This window comes from Niabella terrae (assembly GCF_054783135.1).
Genome location: NZ_BAAGRD010000004.1, coordinates 13,227 through 29,969, shown reverse-complemented (window position 1 = coordinate 29,969; position 16,743 = coordinate 13,227). Strand labels below are relative to the sequence as shown.

Here is a 16,743-nt window from a genome sequence, read left to right as displayed (position 1 = left end):
TTTCAGTTCCAAAAAAATTACGAACGCAGCTGCTCCTGCAGTCGGCTGCGGTACCATTGATCCAGCGAAAGACCAATTGTCTCATAGGAAAAGCGCGCGGCTGCCTGGGCTGCCATCAGCGAACTGTCAAATTTTGTGTAAGTAGCCTTCATTGTTTCAATCGCTTCTTTTAAAGCTACGATATCCCCCGGTGCAATCAGGATGCTGTTGGCAGCATCTCCAAGTTCGGGGATACCACCCACGTTGGGCGCAATGACCGGTTTACCGCAGCAAAATGCCTCCCCTATGACACAGGGTGAATTTTCCATATGACTGAACAGGAGGAGGATATCGCAGTGTTGCAGCGTGGCGGCTACCTGCCGGTAAGGCTGGATGCCTGTGAATGTAATTTCGGGATGCGCTTCGCTGAGTCGCCGGTTATCCGCTTCCTGCAGGCCGACGACCGTTAAGGAAAACTGTTCCGGATCCAGTAACTGGAACGCTGCTATAATGCCTGGCAGGTTTTTAACAGCAGCCCCATTGGAGATATGCAATAGCCGGCATTTACTACTGCCATCCGTCGATCGGTTTTCCGGTTGGAACAGGGATGTATCTACAACATTGGGAATGACAGTATAATTTCGTTGACCAATATACCGGTTCACCTGTTCGCCCAGATACTGACTCACGGTATGAAAACCCACTGCTTTCGCAAAAGTCTGCCGGGTAATCCATTTGAATAAAAAGCCTTTGGTTGTATAATTTCCGGCCACCACGGTATTATAACCGCCCCAGTGTTCGGTGACCACAAAGGGAAGCCGATAACGTTTCCGGAGCCATAGTGCGATCAGACCGGCCTTAAAGGGTATATGCACATGTACGAGGTCCGGTCTGCCATTGACACGGATGTATTCCCTTATGGCATGCTGATACAGTTTCCACCAGCGGTAAAACGAAACCAGTTGGCCGATTCGACCTTTGTTCCAGGGATAATAAACCCGTTGTTCCTGCAGTCGGGGATAATGCGGATCAGTGCGCTGCTCAATAGAAACGCCGGAAGCTTGCGCATCCGGCGTTACCTTAATTACATGTACCTGATGATACAGAGACGCTGCCTGCGCATGACGCTGAATAAAATCTCCGTTATCAGGCATAACCTGATCCGGGTACCAGCTGCACAACCAAAGCAGTTTCAACATCACATTATTTCAGGGCCTTGATGATTTCAATAAAATCTACAGCCACCAAAGAGGCACCTCCCACCAGGCCGCCGTCCACATCGGGGCAGGCAAAAATTTCCTGGGCATTTCCGGCCTTTACACTTCCACCGTAAAGAATAGATATCTTATCTGCCACTTCTGCTCCGTACTTTCCTGCCAGCAGAGAACGGATATGTGCATGCATTTCCTGAGCCTGCGCGGTAGTCGCGGTTTTTCCGGTGCCGATCGCCCAAATGGGCTCATAGGCAATCACCACCTTTTGGAGGTCATCTGCACTTAGATGAAACAGGGACTCGGCCAATTGCTTGGCGACATAATCATTCTGTTGATTTTGCTCCCGTATACTCAGGGGCTCGCCGCAACAAAAAATGGGTTTGATATCGGCACCCAGCAACAGATCGATTTTCTCAGCAATTTGCTGGTTGGTTTCGTTAAAATATTCCCTGCGTTCACTATGTCCGACTACACAGTACTGGATATGGATAGACTGCAACATTTTTGCAGACACTTCACCGGTATAGGCACCGGAAGCCTGGTTACTGCAATTCTGTGCGGCAATAAAATAATTCTTCAGCGGAGTGGTTTTCTCCTTGGCCATAATCAGGTAGGGAAAAGGCACTGCAAAAATCACTTCATGGTGCTCTTTACTACCCAGATCTTTATCCAAAATATCTGCCAGTAATTGCTGTCCTTCCAGATAAGTTAAATTCATTTTCCAGTTTGCAGCCGCAATTTGCTTTCTCATTTTACTCTGATTTTTGTTTTATTTTGATAAATATTTTTCAATAATTGTTTTTCGGGATCTGTCAGTACCGCTCCCTTGAGCGCTTTCCAGGCGGCGGCATCCTGCAGCGCCTTGTCGAGTTCGTACCTGATGCGGCCATCGAATCCCCAGCTGAAAGAAGGAATGGACCTGGGCGTCAGTCCTGTACCAAAAACATTGGCGCTTACGCCGATAACCGTACCGGTATTAACCGAAGTATTGATGGCGGTTCTGGAATAATCACCCATGAACATCCCGCATTTCTGACCTGCCAGATAATCCTTATCCTGCAAAGATACGTTAACCGCTCCGGCATTGTTTTTCAGGTTGCTATTCGTAGTTCCTGCTCCCAGATTGCACCAGGCACCTATGACTGCATCACCCAAATAACCGTCATGGGCCTTATTGGAATTTTCCAGCAAAACGGCATTCTTCAGTTCGCCGCCCACCGTGCAGCCGGGACCGATACTAGTCCCACCATATATTTTCGTGCCCATTTTAACGACCGAACCTGCACCGATATATACCGGTCCCCTGATCAGGGTGCCTTCCATTACCAGGGCGTCCTTTTCAATAAACACGGGCCCTTCAGTGGCATTAATAATCACATGACGGACTTCACAGCCCTTTTCCAGGAAGACCTTACGACGTTGAATGAGTTGCACCGAAGCATGCGGGGAAGCCCCTTTCCGGCCGGTCCGCGCCAGGTCAAAATCCCGGGTCATCTCCTGACCGCTCAATCGAAAAATATCCCAGGGAAATTCAATTCGTTCAACGCCTGCCACCTCAATTACTTTATTGTCACTGCCCAAAGCATGTCGGACCAGAATTTTTCCTTTTTCATCACAGATTTTCTCTCCCTTCCCCAGTTCCCTGGTTCGGGCAATCAGTTCATCATTGGGCAGTACATTGGAAGTGATAACAAAACCCCTGTCTGAAGTTTCTCCCAGGTCAGAGTTGTCGTCAATCGCAGTAGCACCCAGACGGCGAATCCATTTTTCCCGAATGGTAAAAATACCCACCCGTATATCCTCCACATTGCGGGTTAAGGCAAAAGGATACAGCTGCTGTATGTGCAAATACCGGTCCGAGAAAATCACCTGCATAACGAGCCCCCGAAGATAATAAATGCGTACTGTATTCCTCAAATCTTCGGAGGCTAAAAAATGCAACCCATAAAAAACCCCGCAATGCGGGGTTACAATTAATATTGGCTTTCAACGAATGAAGTTTATTTTTTTGCGTATTTCCTTTTAAACTTATCGATACGGCCCGCTGTATCTACCAGCATATTCTTACCTGTAAAGAAAGGATGTGAGGTACTGGAAATTTCCAGTTTAATCAGCGGATATTCATTACCGTCTTCCCACTGGATGGTTTCTTTGGAAGCTGCTGTAGAGCGGCTCAGGAAAGTATCACCGTTACTCATGTCTTTGAAAACTACCAGACGGTAATTTTCAGGATGGATACCTTGTTTCATAACTATATGATTTTTAAGGTTGTACGGATTTTGCCGTACGATTATTAATAAATATTATTCGATATCCTCTTTTCAGAGAGCGGCAAAGGTAATGCATTTTTATCGTAATCAGGAAGCGCGGCGGGCTTTCCTCGCTGCAAATCCTATGAGCCATTATAAATCAACTGATTACCCCATTAATCACACCTAACTCCGCATATTTTCCACCTGCAGCGGTAAACCAAGATCCCAGCTCTTGGAAGCCTGAATCACTGACTGGAGGTCATCGATCTTTTTTCCTGTTACCCGTACCAGGTCATCATTAATGGATGCCTGAACTTTGAGACCGGCGTCTTTGATCAGTTTCACGATCTTTTTGGCATCTTCCTGGCGAAGCCCGTTACGTACGGTAATTTCCTTTTTCCAGGCTTTGCCGATCATACCGCCTTCCTTGCTCAGGTCAAAAGCTTCCGGCGGGATACCCTGCTTATGTGCCCGGCTGACCAATACATCAATCAGCTGCTTCATTTTCATATCGTCTTCGGTTTCCACCTTCAACAGATAGGTTTTCTTATCCAGGTCAATCACCAGATGGGATCCTTTAAAGTCAAAACGATTGGCTAATTCTTTGGATACCACATTGACTGCGTTATCCAGTGCCTGGGCATCTACTTTACTGACAAAATCAAATGACGGCATAATAATTCCAGTTTTTCTTGATCAATTATTTTTCTGAGCTTAAGACTATGGGTTCGAGCGTTGCTTTCTGATGAGACCGATGTCCGCTACCTAATATACCTACACTGGCCCAAAACTTTAAAGGTAAAACAATGCCGGAATATATGCGCCCATTTACATTAAATTTGGGCAATTAATAAGACAATGGAACCATTTATTGATTTTCGCTCCGATACTGTTACCCTGCCGACAGAAGCCATGCAGGATGCGATGCGGTCAGCCCGGTTGGGCGATGATGTATTTGGAGAAGATCCCAGTGTCAATGAACTCGAGGCATTGGCATCCGGAATGTTTGGAAAGCAGGCTGCCTTATTTTGCCCCAGCGGCACCATGACCAACCAGATTGCCATCAAATGCCACACCCAGCCTGGCGATGAACTGATCTGTGATGCTGACGCGCATATTTACCAGTATGAAGGCGGTGGCATTGCATTTAATTCAGGTTGTTCGGTAAAATTACTGCCCGGAGACCGGGGCCGAATCCGGGCGGCTCAGGTGCTGGAAGCCATACAACCGGATGATGTTCACCGGCCGCATACCAGCCTGGTCTGTGTAGAAAATACCAGTAACCGGGGCGGAGGCAGTTGCTATGCAATCAGCGATCTTGAGGAAATCCGGCAAATCTGCACCGAAAAACAACTGGCTTTTCATATAGACGGAGCAAGGCTATTCAATGCCCTGGTAGCGAAAAACCAGACAGCGCAGGTATATGGCCGTATTTTCGACAGCCTTTCGATTTGTCTTTCGAAGAGCCTGGGATGCCCCGTAGGCAGCCTCTTGCTGGGCGACCATGCATTCATTAAAAAAGCGAGGAGGGTTCGCAAAGTATGGGGCGGTGGGATGCGACAGGCAGGCATATTGGCAGCAGCCGGTATTTACGCACTGCAACATCATATTGAAAGACTGGCGACAGATCATATGCATGCCAAAGCCCTTGCTGATGCCCTGTCCACCTGTCCTTTCGTCGCGGATATTCTGCCAGTCGCAACGAATATCATCCTGTTTGATACCCATCAGATTACCGCAGCAGCCCTGGTGGAAAAGCTAAAAACGCACCGGATACTGGCCCATGCCACTGGACCGCAGCGGGTACGGCTGGTGCTGCATCTGGATATCACAGCAGCCAAGGTGGACCGGACGATTGATATTCTGAAAAAAATTTAGTGCCTTGTCCCGCCGACCGGTATACAGATTCCTGAGCTATAGTATAGCGGCTGTCTGGCTGATCAATGGCCTTTTTTGTAAATTGCTGCACCTGGTACCACGGCACGAAGCCATTGTTGCAGCGATTCTGGGCCAAACATATGCCGGTCAGTTAACTGCATCGATCGGCCTGGCTGAAATTGGTATGGCTGCATGGATTATTAGCGGTATCTGGTCCCGGCTCAATGCCTGGGTACAGATAATAATTATCGGGTGTATGAATCTTCTTGAATTCCTGCTGGTACCTGAACTGTTGTTATGGGGACGATGGAATCTGTTATTTGCCTTATTGCTGATGGGCATCATCTGGTATAATGAGTTTCGGCTGAAGATGCAGTAACTGCCAACCAACGATATGTTTAATTTTCTGAAAAACCATCCTTTTGCCGTGGAGGCATTCTTTGAGCGTTCCATTGTGCTCAGTTTTGCCATTCCTAAAGCGGAAGCTGCGGCACTGATTCCCGAATGTCTTTTGCCTGATTGCCTGGAGGACCAATGGGCTTTTATCGCAGTGGCGCTGGTACAGACCCGCAATTTGCGGCCCAGGGGCTTCCCCAGGTGGACGGGACAGGACTTTCACTTAACGGGATATCGTGTATTCGTCCGTTACACCAACCCCGCAGGTAAAAGACTTCGGGGACTCTATATTCTAAAATCTGAAACCAACAGGAGACGAATGGAAATTGCCGGCAACCTGTTCACCCATTATAAATATACAACTACCGATATTCAGACGACCACCCACCCTGATGGCAGCTTCCATATAGATTCAGCAGGGTCCGGATTTCGACTATCCGTGTCACCGGAAGGTAATGAACCACCCGCACTACCCGAGGGTTCGCCCTTCCCCGACTGGAAAACGGCCCGACGGTTTGCGGGACCGCTGCCCTTTACATTTTCCTATGACAAAGTTTCGCGAAAAGTGCTGATCATAGAAGGTGTTCGTCAGCACTGGCGACCGGAACCCATCGGCATAAAAGATTATCATTTTCCATTTTTAACAGGCCTGCCGATCTCATCGCCCCGGCTGGCCAATGCATTTGTCGTTCGTTCCATACCCTATTATTGGAAAAAAGGAAAAAAAGAAATATGGCACCCGTGAGAAAACCATTCCAGGGCAGTTGGAATATCATTCGGTTTAACTGGCATTTTTATATACTGGCGGCGGCTGGTATCCTACTGCTGTTTCTGATCGCGGTGCTGGCGCCGGACTTTCAGTTCTACTGCCTGATGCTGGTAGTTCTGGTAGGGCTGGCCATTGCCGGGTCCCTGGCGATCTCCTGGTATATATACGACCATTCAGACCTCTATGATTTGCCATGGATTCGATCCGTTTCCAGCCAACCAAACGCTACGCTGATCAATATTCATGCAGGATTCGACGAGACTTCCGAAATCCTCCGCGCACAGATACTTCATGACCGTTTTTTAATATTTGATTTTTATGATCCGCTTCTCCATACCGAAATTTCGATAAAACGAGCGAGGAATGCCTACCCCCCGCATCCTGAAACCCGTTCGATCAGTACCCGTCGGATCCCTATGGAGGATAAAACAGCTGACCTGATTTTCATAATATTCACCGCACATGAAATCAGAAATCAAAAGGAACGTATCCTGTTTTTCAGTGAGCTTCGCCGCATCATGAAATCTGATGCACAGATATTTGTCACCGAGCATTTGCGGGATCTTCCTAACTTTCTGGCCTATCAGATCGGCTTCCTTCATTTTTACTCCCGCCGGAACTGGATGGATGTATTCAGGCGGGCCGGTCTGAAAATATCCAAAGAATTTAAAACAACCCCATTTGTAACTACTTATATGCTAACGCCGCTATGAAAATTTATCTTGAGATTGCAGGAATATTAATGTTATTACTCGCATTATTTCATATTGGCTTTCCGGGATATTTCCGATGGAAGCAACAATTGAAACACCTAAGTCTGATCAACCGCCAAATGATGTATGCGCATGCTTTCTTCATCGGCCTGGTGATCTTGCTGATGGGATTGCTCTGCATCTACTGCGCGGATGATCTTGCCCATACCCCGCTGGGTAAGCAGGTCTGTCTGGGATTGGGCCTGTTCTGGATTTGCCGGCTGATATTTCAAATATTTGGCTACTCCACTTTACTTTGGAAAGGAAAATTATTTGAAACTGCAGTACATATTGTGTTTACACTGTTTTGGACTTATCTTAGCGCCATATTCTTATTTACTTTTTTTGCAACAAACTCATCATAAAAGATATCTTATGTTTCCATCGATTAATCCTGAAAAAACAAAGGCCTGGAAAAAACTGTTAAAACACGCCGATGCGGCACAGCAATGGCAGATGCGCCAACTCTTTGCAAATGACAGTCGTCGTGCGGATAATTTTTCCCTGCAACATGAAGATATTTATTTCGACTATTCAAAAAACCGTATTACCGCCGAAACTATGGACCTGCTGCAGTCGTTGGCTCAGGAAACAAGGGTCACGCAGGCCATTAAGGCTATGTTCCGCGGCGAAGCGATCAATCAGACAGAAGGCCGTTCCGTACTGCATATCGCATTGCGCCATTTTGGCAAGAACCCGGTAGCTGCCGGAGGAAAAAATGTGATGCCCGAGGTCAGAAAAGTACAGCGCAAAATGAAATCTTTTTGTGCCGCTGTTCATGAAGGAAAATTTCTGGGTTATACGGGTAAAAAAATAAAATCGATAGTCAATATCGGAATTGGTGGCAGTGATCTCGGCCCATTGATGGTTACCGAAGCATTAAAACCCTATACGGTCAAAGGCATCCGGGCTTATTTTGTGTCCAATGTAGACGGGACCCATCTGGCGGAAACCCTGAAACTGGTGGATCCGGAAACCACCCTTTTTCTGATTGCCTCCAAAACATTCACCACCCAGGAAACCATGACCAATGCACATTCTGCCCGGGAATGGTTCCTCAAAAAAGCCAAAGACGAAAAACATATTGCCAAACATTTTGTGGCTCTCAGCACCAACGCAAGGGCGGTGAAAGCTTTTGGAATTGATACCCGCAATATGTTTGAATTCTGGGACTGGGTTGGCGGCCGTTATTCCCTCTGGAGCGCCATCGGCCTGTCGATTGCCCTGACCATCGGTTATGATCATTTTGAAACCCTGTTGAAAGGTGCATACAATATTGACGAGCATTTTAAAAACACCCCCTTTAAAAAGAACATACCGGTAACAATGGCACTGGTAGGTTTATGGAATACAAATTTCTTCGGTGCACAAACCGAAGCCATTCTCCCTTATGATCAGTACCTGCACCGTTTCGCCGCTTATTTCCAGCAGGGCAATATGGAAAGTAATGGTAAAAGCGTCGACCGCAATGGTAAAAAAGTCCGCTACCAGACCGGCCCGATTATCTGGGGGGAACCGGGAACCAATGGTCAACATGCTTTCTATCAGTTGATCCACCAGGGCACGGAACTGATTCCCTGCGATTTTATTGCCCCGGCACAAAGCCATAATCCTATCGGCGACCACCACCAGAAACTGCTCAGTAATTTCTTTGCACAGACAGAAGCGCTGATGAACGGTAAAACCCGGGCAGAAGTTAATGCAGCATTAAAAAAGCAGGGGCTTTCACAGGCGGCGATCCGTAAACTCGCACCCTTCAAAGTATTTGCAGGTAACAAACCCACAAATTCCTTTCTGTTAAAGAAAATCACCCCCTATACCCTAGGCCAGCTCATTGCGCTGTACGAGCATAAAATCTTTGTACAGGGTGTCATATTTAATATCTTCAGTTTTGACCAATGGGGCGTGGAACTCGGCAAACAGCTGGCTGGTAAAATTCTTCCGGAATTGCAGCATAACGAGCCCGTCACCGGTCATGATAGCAGTACCAATGCACTGATCGACCGCTATAAAATCTGGCGAGACCAGTAAAAATTCAGATATAGTTGAACCAAAACAAAAAACCATGGAAGAAACAACAGACCTGTTACAGGACCTGGAACCCCAATTTACGGAAGCGTCAAAAGGTATCCGTCTGGGGAATTATCTCATTGATCTGGTCCTGATCTACCTATTGATATTTTTCGCCGCATATGGAATGGCCCTGCTGGCACCCTCGCTGATGCTCGATCCGGATACCGGCGAAGTCATCAATTTCACTTCTTATTTGATTACGATTGCCATTCTGGTTGGTTACTATTTCCTTTTTGAATTGTATTCCGGTGGCCGGACAATTGGTAAGTTGATTACCGGAACTGCAGCCCGTCGGTCGGATGGCAAAGCACTGACCCCAAAAGACGCCCTGCTCCGGAGTCTTATCCGGCTGATACCTTTTGAGGTTCTGAGCGGTTTAGGCGTACGGCCCTGGCACGACAGCTGGTCTCATACCACAGTGGTTGTTCTATGAAAGACCCCCTGCCTGTAGTTTTCAGTTGTCCGGTGAAGTATTAAAAAAAAGTATCCCATTATGTAATCCGGTCTTTCGGCGCATCATGCCTTAAAGCGCATTATGAAATACCTCTTCCTGGGATTTATTATTTCCCTTCCCATGATGATGGCGGCACAAACGCAGCCGGACCATCCCTCCCTGATAAGTACCAAACCCGCCATCGTTTCAGACATACTGGATACCAGTCATATGTATGCAAGCCGTTATGGACAGGTGGCGCGGCTGACCCTGGATAATATGCCCTGCATCCTGCCGTATAAGAACCAAACCAGGATACCGAACGCAGTGGAAGGCAAGTCTGTTCCCAGAGATATTCCCAATGCCTGGAATATCCCCGAAAAATCCCTGCATTCCGGGGACCTCGATTGCGATTATAAAAAGCCCTTTCAACGGTTGCAATGGAAAAATGGTCTGCCATTCATCTATGGCCGCGACAGCCTGGCGCGCCTGATCCTACCTATTGATGGAGCATCGCAAGGAGTTGCTCGGTAAGTAATGCGACCCCTTCTGTTGCAGGCTTTTCAATGGTGACCAGGTTTCGCATGGGCTTTACTTCGGGTATTTTCCTGTCTATGACAAATTTCGGGTGATGCACGGCAACCAGGTCCAGCAATCCCGCTGCGGGGTAGACCACCAGCGAAGTGCCTACGACCACAAAAATATCGGCATCCATGGCCAGTTGAGCTGCGGGCTCAATCATTGGTACGGCCTCCCCGAACCATACGATATCCGGACGCAGCTGCCCTCCGTCCGGGGCCCTGTCCCCCAGTCTGATGTCCTCCCTGATGTCAAGGGAAGGCCCCTGCGTTAATTCACTGCGCATTTTAAAAATCTCTCCATGGAGGTGAATCACCCTGCTGGAGCCGCCTCTTTCATGAAGGTCATCAATATTCTGGGTGATCACCGTTACCTCAAAATACGGCTCCAGTGCCGCCAGACCGGTATGTGCCGCATTCGGTTGCGCTTCCAGTGCCTGTCGCCGCCGCATATTGTAAAAGTCCAGCACCAGACCGGGGTTTTTCCGCCAGCCTTCCGGTGAGGCAACTTCGGAGACATCATAGCCCTCCCAGAGGCCATCGCTGTCTCTAAATGTTTTGATACCACTCTCTGCACTGATACCGGCACCGGTAAGAATGACAAGTTTTTGTTTCATTGATACGAAATTCTTTTAAGGCTTTATCAACTGACAACAGCATAGGTTCTCAGGATACAATTCTAAATTACCATAAAATTATTTAGAACATCTATGCGGCAATGTACCCTAATTACATATGCAGCCTGTGTCCTGTCCCGATGTTTGTACTTCAATATCAAAACCAGCGTCTCACTTTCGTTCTGTAGGCATTATAGACAGCCCCGAACTCGGCTTCCAGATATCTTTCTTCACTTTTGATAACATACTCCTGAACAATAAGCACCAGGATCGGTAACAGGATGATATGCCACCAATTGCCCCAAAAACAGGTAACCGCAAGGTAAGCGATGACCAGCCCCAGATACATTGGATTACGGGTCAATTGGTAAATGCCGGTTGTCTGCAGTGACCTGGCCGGTTTAATCAGGACCACCGTATTTTTAGTTATAAAAAACTGGCGCAGGCTTCGGAACAAAAGCAGTAGTGCTATTAAGGTTAATAATCCACCCAGTATTTTGATAATTATTACTTCGAATAATGCGGTAGGTAAAGGAAATCTCTTTTGCAGAAAATTAGCCAGCAGAAAAAACAAAACATATAACAGCGGTGGCGGTACATACACACGGGGGCCTTTTGATGTGTCCATTGCAGCGTTCATGATCGATTATTTTGAGGTGATATATGCGCTTGATCATTCCAGGATTCGGTGCAGCATTTCTTTCTTTCGATTCTTTGTCTACAGCATCGCAATTTACACCTGCAAAAATAACACAATTCATCCGAAACCATCTTTTATGCGTCCACCGGGCAGGGTGACAGGCACCACAAAAATTTTCGGAGCATTCTACTGGCTATGGGATTTAACTTGTCTTTATCCGTAAAGGCTTTTTCTTTTTGAAAAAGAAGCGCAACAGCAACAATAAGGTCAATAAGCCCAGCCAGACGGGCCATAAAGTGATTAAGCCGACCAGTATATCAGCGAAAAGGGCTCCACCGTTCCTGACGGCTTTGCCGATTCGCATGCCCAGTCCGGCCTGCCTGGAGAAGCTACTATAGCCACTTCGTGGTTCGAAATAAGTCAGTTGCAGGCTACTGTAGCTTGCAGCACCCGAAAGTTGTTGTAAGCGCGCCTGGGCGGCTTCGATGTCCTCCTGAATATTATTGAGTTCCTGGCGTATCTTCAATACATCATCTACCTGCGTTGCCTTTTGCAACAAAGAAATGTACTGATCCCTGGTAGCTTGTCGGGTTTTCAGCCGCGCCCGGGTGTCTATATACCCAGCGGTTACATCATCGGCATGCATACTACTCCGGACCGTTTTAACATCAAGCGCTTTGACTTCTATCAGAAAAGCATCAAAAGCATCAACCGGGATTTTCACAACCAAATGATGCTGTTCCCAGTTATCAGTCGCCGTCGCCGTTTCTTCTGAAATATAAGCAGCTTTCTGCTCCAGCAGTTGTTGCAGGCTTTTCTTAAAACCTGCATTGTTTTTTACTTCCAGCTCCAACTCCGCTTTCTTAACCATCATCTGGCCAACAGGCTTTTCCGGGTCCGGTAAGTCCTTCGAAAAAAGTGCGATGGGTTGGGCATCCTTGTCAAGTGCTTCTTCTTCCTTGACTAATTCGGACGAGGCAGGGGCAATACCATCTATGGCCATTTCCTGAACCGGTTCCCCGTCATGATGGCAAGCCATAAGTAGCCAGGGCAATAAAACTATTGCAAAAAAAATCCGTTTCATAATATGTTTTTTAATTGATTGTTGCGGAATATTTCCCGAATGGCAAACATCAATTGTTCAGGTCCGGATCCATTACAATTGTTACTTCGCAAACATGCTTGTTAATTAGATACTTCTTGATGCGGATTTCCACAAAAGGTAATCCGGAACGAATGTTAAAAAATGGAAAATATCAATAATCTGCCGGGGCTAAAAAATTCGCTATCACCTGAGCCAGCAATTTTCCGACACGGGAACTACGGGTGCCATCTGCCCGATGGGGGGTTCCCTCTGCAATATGGATATAAGCGATATGCCGATGCTTTTTTACAACGGCAATAAAATTCAATAATTGCTGGACCGAAAATCCGACCGGTGAACAGGCGCTGGACAATACGTTCTCGACGGCGTCCATATCGATTTCAATGCCCAGTGGCGACTGACTGACAGGTTCGGTAATCTGCTGCACCTGTTGTATGAACTGGTCTGGAGAAAGTCGGATCAGGTTATTCAGGACATGTATTTCAATATTCGGCCGATCTGAAATCCGCTGGAGCATTTTTTCAGGTGCATAATTGGGTTGCAGACCAAAGACAATGTATTTTTCAAGAAAACCTTCTTCCATGGCATAAGTAAATCCATTGCCCGAATGGCGCCCCTCCAGTCTCCGAAAATCTGCATGTGCATCAAAATTGATCACCGCCACCGGCCGACCCAAGGCCTGGGCTGCGCCTTTGATATTTCCATAGGCATTGTTATGACCACCCCCGATAATAAGCGGCAACCGTTGTTGCCGGATGCTGCGCTCAATATGCGCAGCCACCTGTTGGTCAATCAGCTTTACCTCCTCCCGAAGCTTTTCAGGTGACAGGTCGGGAAACTCCGGAAACTGATAATAGCCTGATAGAAAGATTCTTTCCCCCTGTAAAAATCGGTTCTGCTGAAAATTCAAAAAAGCAGTCAGGAAGGCCTGCCAGGCATGTTCTGCGCCGCCGATACCGAAGTTGGCGCGTACGCCAATGGATTCACAAATCCCCAACAGTTCATAAGCAATGCCCTTTCCCGCAGATTGTCGAATGGTCTGGCCTATCCGGGTCTCCCCGGTCCTTTGCTGCACCATTGACAAAATTTCAGTTGAGTCATATGTATGAAAATTATGCATCTTAGGTTCTAAAAAACGCCCCGTTAATAATCATTCTTTCTACCAGGTTCTCCCCAAAACTATACGGCAGATAGGCTAATGAAGGCAGCGGCCGGGTCAGTATCAGATTGGCTTTTTTACCAAGGGTAACGGTGCCGAGTTCCGCTTCCAGTCCCATGGCCCAGGCGCCATTACAGGTTGCCGCATTGATGGCTTCCTCAGGCAGTAACCGCGATTGAATGCAGGCCAGGGCCACCACCAGCTGCATATTACCTGATGGTGAGGATCCAGGATTGTAATCACTGGCTAGTGCCAGGGCGGCATTGGCGTCGATCAGTGCCCGGGCCGGTGCCTGAGGCATCCGCAGAAAAAAAGCGGCAGAAGGCAACAGGGTGGCAATCGGTGCATCCGGCCTGCCCAGGAGCCGGCATTCCGCTTCGCCGATGGCTTCGAGGTGGTCGACGGAAAGGGCTTCCGCCTGCAGCCCCGCCTCCACTCCCCCGGAATTACTCAACTGATTGGCATGAATTTTTGCCCGAAGTCCCCGACGGGCACCGGCTTCACAAAGGATCTCGGTTTCCTGTCGGGTAAAGAAACCCTGCTCACAAAAAACATCGATATAATCGGCCAGCCCTTCAGACGCAATCTGTGGCAGCATCTCCTCGATTATCAGCCGGATATAGGCCGCACGGTCCTCCTTGTAGGCAACCGGGATCGCATGGGCGCCCAGAAAACTGGCTTTCACCGGAATAATACTGGCCGCTTTTAGCCTGCGGATAACACGCAGCATCTTAAGTTCCCCTGCCAGACTGAGTCCGTAACCCGATTTTATTTCTATAGCGCCGGTACCACTGCACACGACCGCCCGCAACCGCTCCAGGGACCGTTCATATAGTGCATCTTCAGAAATAGCCGCAATATCGGCTGCGGAACGAAGGATACCGCCACCACGGGCGGCAATTGCTGCATAACTCAGGCCGCGGATCTTATCGACAAATTCCGCTTCCCGACTCGCTGCAAATACCAGATGGGTATGGCTATCGCACCAGGCGGGTAGTAGGGCGCGTCCGCTGGCTTCCACTACCTGCCCCGCATAGGCGGGAACCTGATCCATAGGACCGTAAGCCTGTATGCGTCCTTCTTCGATCTGCAGATAGGCGTTCTCCAGAACGGGTAATGTTGCCAGTGCTGCTCCTCTTAATTTCTGAGAAGTTTCGCGGATATTCACCAGGTATTTGATATGCGTAATCAGCATTTCTTATGTTTTCTGATGTCGGCCATATCGATTGTAATTATAGACCATATTTATTTTTTAAATCCAATGCGTCTTCATATCCGGCATCCGCATGGCGGTAGATGCCCATTGCCGGATCATTGAACAATACCCGACGTAAACAAGTCGCTGCTCGGTCACTGCCATCGGCCAACACGACCATGCCGGCATGTTGGGAATAGCCCATGCCCACGCCACCACCATGATGAAAGCTCACCCAGGTAGCGCCACCCGCTGCATTGGCCAGTAGGTTCAGCAAAGCCCAGTCACTCACGGCATCCGAGCCATCTTTCATCGCTTCTGTCTCCCTGTTAGGGGAAGCTACGCTGCCACAATCCAGATGATCCCGACCAATAACGACCGGGGCTTTTAACAGCCCATCGCGCACCATCTCATTGAACCTGAGGCCTGCCTGCTCCCTTTCACCCAGTCCCAGCCAGCAGATCCTTGCAGGCAAGCCCTGGAAAGCAATTTTTTCCCGGGCAGATCGAAGCCAGTGATGCAATGCCTTATGCTCAGGAAATAGTTCCATCAATGCTTCATCGGTTTTATAAATATCTTCAGGATCGCCACTCAGTGCTACCCAGCGAAAAGGTCCCTTGCCCTCACAAAATAAGGGCCGGATATAAGCGGGAATAAATCCGGGTATATCAAATGCATGCGGCTCACCACCTTCGACTGCATAGGCCCGGATATTATTACCATAATCGAAGGTAATGGCGCCGCGACGTTGGTGTTCGAGCATTAAGGACACATGCCTTGCCATGCTTCGAATGGCCCGCTGCTGGTATTGCTCCGGATCCGATTGTCGCAATACCAATGCCTGGGCATAATCCAGCTGATGGGGGATATAACCGTTCAGGGGATCATGAGCCGAAGTCTGATCGGTCAGCATATCCGGGATAATTCCGTCCTGCAACAGGCGCTCCAGCAAATCACCCGCATCCATCAATACGCCGATGGATACCGGCTTTGCTAAAGCCATATGTTTTAATGCCAGATCCCGGGCTTCCTCATAAGAACCGGCCTGCAGATCCAGGTAATTCGTCTGTAAACGTTTCTGAATACTGTCGGGGTTGACATCTGCGCCCAGAAAAACAGCACCCGCCATCGTGGCAGCCAGCGGCTGGGCACCTCCCATACCGCCGAGACCTGCACTGACCAGGAGTCGCCCCCCCAGATCGCCTTTAAAATGCCTGCGGCCGCAAGCCATGAAAGTTTCGTAGGTTCCCTGAACAATACCCTGACTGCCGATGTAGATCCAGGAACCCGCCGTCATCTGTCCAAACATCATCAACCCCTTCTCCCGTAGTGAATTGAAATGTTCCCAGGTGGCCCAATGGGGTACGAGATTGGAATTGGCAATCAGCACCCGAGGCGCCTCAGGATGACTACGCACCCGCCCTACCGGTTTTCCACTCTGAATCAGGAGCGACTGATCTTCTTCCAGCAGGTAGAGCTGTCTGATGATTTCCAGCAGGGCTTCCCGGTTGCGTGCCGCCTGTCCGATCCCGCCATAAACGACCAGTTGTTCCGGGTTTTCGGCCACCTGCGCATCGAGATTATTAAGCAACATGCGCAGGGGTGCTTCCGTCTGCCAGGACTTTGCATGGAGCCGGTCGCCCCGGGGAGACCGGTATTGCGGATGGCTGGCATAGGTCTGTATAAAAGTTTCGAAGTCCATG

19 protein-coding genes are annotated in these 16,743 nt (G+C 48.5%); 7 read left to right on the top strand and 12 right to left on the bottom strand.

Translation table 11 applies throughout. The annotated features are described in order from the left end of the window. Positions 1–17: 17 nt before the first annotated feature. From ACYVI9_RS05600 to ACYVI9_RS05580, 5 genes are all read right to left on the bottom strand, one after another. On the bottom strand, positions 18–1,178 hold the full coding sequence (locus tag ACYVI9_RS05600; RefSeq protein ID WP_460761787.1) for a glycosyltransferase: 1,161 nt from the start codon (positions 1,176–1,178) through the stop codon (positions 18–20). A 4-nt stretch (positions 1,179–1,182) separates the two neighbouring features. Further along, on the bottom strand, positions 1,183–1,944 hold the full coding sequence (tpiA, locus tag ACYVI9_RS05595; protein WP_460761784.1) for a triose-phosphate isomerase: 762 nt from the start codon (positions 1,942–1,944) through the stop codon (positions 1,183–1,185). After that, a complete protein-coding gene (locus ACYVI9_RS05590; protein ID WP_460761781.1) occupies positions 1,941–3,068 on the bottom strand; it encodes a putative sugar nucleotidyl transferase in 1,128 nt (375 codons plus the stop codon). The genes tpiA and ACYVI9_RS05590 overlap by 4 nt, the downstream gene beginning before the upstream one ends. 125 nt (positions 3,069–3,193) lie before the next feature. Continuing rightward, entirely contained in the window at positions 3,194–3,442 is a 249-nt protein-coding gene (locus ACYVI9_RS05585) for a type B 50S ribosomal protein L31 (RefSeq protein ID WP_460761778.1), read from the bottom strand. 186 nt (positions 3,443–3,628) lie between these two features. Continuing rightward, positions 3,629–4,120, bottom strand: coding sequence for a YajQ family cyclic di-GMP-binding protein (locus ACYVI9_RS05580; protein WP_460761775.1), 492 nt, complete (start codon positions 4,118–4,120; stop codon positions 3,629–3,631). A gap of 183 nt (positions 4,121–4,303) precedes the next feature. On the opposite strand from ACYVI9_RS05580, the gene ACYVI9_RS05575 reads away from it, so the two are divergent. Genes ACYVI9_RS05575 through ACYVI9_RS05560 form a run of 4 tightly spaced genes read left to right on the top strand, consistent with a single transcriptional unit; the run spans position 4,304 to position 7,201 of the window. After that, positions 4,304–5,323 (top strand): threonine aldolase family protein, encoded by a 1,020-nt coding sequence (locus ACYVI9_RS05575; RefSeq protein ID WP_460761772.1) that lies wholly within the window; start codon positions 4,304–4,306, stop codon positions 5,321–5,323. Positions 5,324–5,327: 4 nt separating this feature from the next. Continuing rightward, complete coding sequence (locus ACYVI9_RS05570) at positions 5,328–5,702, top strand: DoxX-like family protein (protein WP_460761771.1); 375 nt, start codon at positions 5,328–5,330, stop codon at positions 5,700–5,702. Between the two features lie 15 nt (positions 5,703–5,717). Continuing rightward, positions 5,718–6,464: a DUF2071 domain-containing protein gene (locus ACYVI9_RS05565; RefSeq protein WP_460761768.1), complete on the top strand. Its 747-nt coding sequence runs from the start codon at positions 5,718–5,720 to the stop codon at positions 6,462–6,464. Then, a complete protein-coding gene (locus tag ACYVI9_RS05560) occupies positions 6,452–7,201 on the top strand; it encodes a methyltransferase (protein WP_460761765.1) in 750 nt (249 codons plus the stop codon). The genes ACYVI9_RS05565 and ACYVI9_RS05560 overlap by 13 nt, the downstream gene beginning before the upstream one ends. Before the next feature lie 98 nt (positions 7,202–7,299). Here ACYVI9_RS05560 and ACYVI9_RS05555 read toward each other — a convergent pair whose 3' ends face one another. Next, positions 7,300–7,473 carry a hypothetical protein gene (locus ACYVI9_RS05555; protein ID WP_460761762.1) on the bottom strand — a complete coding sequence of 58 codons (174 nt, stop codon included), beginning with the start codon at positions 7,471–7,473 and terminating at the stop codon, positions 7,300–7,302. Positions 7,474–7,615: 142 nt separating this feature from the next. On the opposite strand from ACYVI9_RS05555, the gene pgi reads away from it, so the two are divergent. From pgi to ACYVI9_RS05540, 3 genes are all read left to right on the top strand, one after another. Further along, on the top strand, positions 7,616–9,271 hold the full coding sequence (gene pgi / locus ACYVI9_RS05550) for a glucose-6-phosphate isomerase (protein WP_460761760.1): 1,656 nt from the start codon (positions 7,616–7,618) through the stop codon (positions 9,269–9,271). Between the two features lie 34 nt (positions 9,272–9,305). Next, complete coding sequence (locus tag ACYVI9_RS05545; protein WP_460761757.1) at positions 9,306–9,746, top strand: RDD family protein; 441 nt, start codon at positions 9,306–9,308, stop codon at positions 9,744–9,746. A gap of 102 nt (positions 9,747–9,848) precedes the next feature. After that, positions 9,849–10,280, top strand: a complete 432-nt coding sequence (locus ACYVI9_RS05540) for a hypothetical protein (RefSeq protein ID WP_460761754.1) — start codon at positions 9,849–9,851, stop codon at positions 10,278–10,280. On the opposite strand, the gene ACYVI9_RS05535 is transcribed toward ACYVI9_RS05540, so the two are convergent. The 6 genes from ACYVI9_RS05535 to hutU form a co-directional block, all read right to left on the bottom strand. After that, on the bottom strand, positions 10,246–10,941 hold the full coding sequence (locus ACYVI9_RS05535; protein WP_460761752.1) for an SIR2 family NAD-dependent protein deacylase: 696 nt from the start codon (positions 10,939–10,941) through the stop codon (positions 10,246–10,248). The two genes, ACYVI9_RS05540 and ACYVI9_RS05535, sit on opposite strands and share 35 nt — an antisense overlap. Before the next feature lie 157 nt (positions 10,942–11,098). After that, positions 11,099–11,581, bottom strand: a complete 483-nt coding sequence (locus tag ACYVI9_RS05530; protein WP_460761750.1) for a methyltransferase family protein — start codon at positions 11,579–11,581, stop codon at positions 11,099–11,101. Positions 11,582–11,783: 202 nt separating this feature from the next. Further along, positions 11,784–12,665, bottom strand: coding sequence for a DUF4349 domain-containing protein (locus ACYVI9_RS05525; RefSeq protein ID WP_460761747.1), 882 nt, complete (start codon positions 12,663–12,665; stop codon positions 11,784–11,786). Positions 12,666–12,837: 172 nt separating this feature from the next. Next, on the bottom strand, positions 12,838–13,764 hold the full coding sequence (locus ACYVI9_RS05520) for a formimidoylglutamase (protein WP_460761745.1): 927 nt from the start codon (positions 13,762–13,764) through the stop codon (positions 12,838–12,840). A gap of 43 nt (positions 13,765–13,807) precedes the next feature. Then, positions 13,808–15,040, bottom strand: coding sequence for an imidazolonepropionase (hutI, locus tag ACYVI9_RS05515; protein ID WP_460761742.1), 1,233 nt, complete (start codon positions 15,038–15,040; stop codon positions 13,808–13,810). A 37-nt stretch (positions 15,041–15,077) separates the two neighbouring features. Further along, the gene (gene hutU / locus ACYVI9_RS05510; RefSeq protein ID WP_460761740.1) at positions 15,078–16,742 is read right to left on the bottom strand and encodes a urocanate hydratase; all 1,665 of its coding nucleotides are present in this window, start codon (positions 16,740–16,742) and stop codon (positions 15,078–15,080) included. Position 16,743: the final 1 nt, after the last annotated feature.

Bases quoted from the DNA above. Each gene is read 5' to 3' on its own strand.
- hutI (WP_460761742.1), bottom strand. From the start codon at position 15,040: ATGCTGATTACGCATATCAAATACCTGGTGAATATCCGCGAAACTTCT.
- ACYVI9_RS05535 (WP_460761752.1), bottom strand. From the start codon at position 10,941: ATGAAACAAAAACTTGTCATTCTTACCGGTGCCGGTATCAGTGCAGAG.
- ACYVI9_RS05600 (WP_460761787.1), bottom strand. From the start codon at position 1,178: ATGTTGAAACTGCTTTGGTTGTGCAGCTGGTACCCGGATCAGGTTATG.
- ACYVI9_RS05565 (WP_460761768.1), top strand. From the start codon at position 5,718: ATGTTTAATTTTCTGAAAAACCATCCTTTTGCCGTGGAGGCATTCTTT.
- ACYVI9_RS05590 (WP_460761781.1), bottom strand. From the start codon at position 3,068: ATGCAGGTGATTTTCTCGGACCGGTATTTGCACATACAGCAGCTGTAT.
- pgi (WP_460761760.1), top strand. From the start codon at position 7,616: ATGTTTCCATCGATTAATCCTGAAAAAACAAAGGCCTGGAAAAAACTG.
- ACYVI9_RS05560 (WP_460761765.1), top strand. From the start codon at position 6,452: ATGGCACCCGTGAGAAAACCATTCCAGGGCAGTTGGAATATCATTCGG.
- ACYVI9_RS05545 (WP_460761757.1), top strand. From the start codon at position 9,306: ATGGAAGAAACAACAGACCTGTTACAGGACCTGGAACCCCAATTTACG.
- ACYVI9_RS05520 (WP_460761745.1), bottom strand. From the start codon at position 13,764: ATGGTGCAGCAAAGGACCGGGGAGACCCGGATAGGCCAGACCATTCGA.
- ACYVI9_RS05580 (WP_460761775.1), bottom strand. From the start codon at position 4,120: ATGCCGTCATTTGATTTTGTCAGTAAAGTAGATGCCCAGGCACTGGAT.
- hutU (WP_460761740.1), bottom strand. From the start codon at position 16,742: ATGGACTTCGAAACTTTTATACAGACCTATGCCAGCCATCCGCAATAC.
- ACYVI9_RS05540 (WP_460761754.1), top strand. From the start codon at position 9,849: ATGAAATACCTCTTCCTGGGATTTATTATTTCCCTTCCCATGATGATG.
- tpiA (WP_460761784.1), bottom strand. From the start codon at position 1,944: ATGAGAAAGCAAATTGCGGCTGCAAACTGGAAAATGAATTTAACTTAT.
- ACYVI9_RS05530 (WP_460761750.1), bottom strand. From the start codon at position 11,581: ATGAACGCTGCAATGGACACATCAAAAGGCCCCCGTGTGTATGTACCG.
- ACYVI9_RS05585 (WP_460761778.1), bottom strand. From the start codon at position 3,442: ATGAAACAAGGTATCCATCCTGAAAATTACCGTCTGGTAGTTTTCAAA.
- ACYVI9_RS05575 (WP_460761772.1), top strand. From the start codon at position 4,304: ATGGAACCATTTATTGATTTTCGCTCCGATACTGTTACCCTGCCGACA.
- ACYVI9_RS05525 (WP_460761747.1), bottom strand. From the start codon at position 12,665: ATGAAACGGATTTTTTTTGCAATAGTTTTATTGCCCTGGCTACTTATG.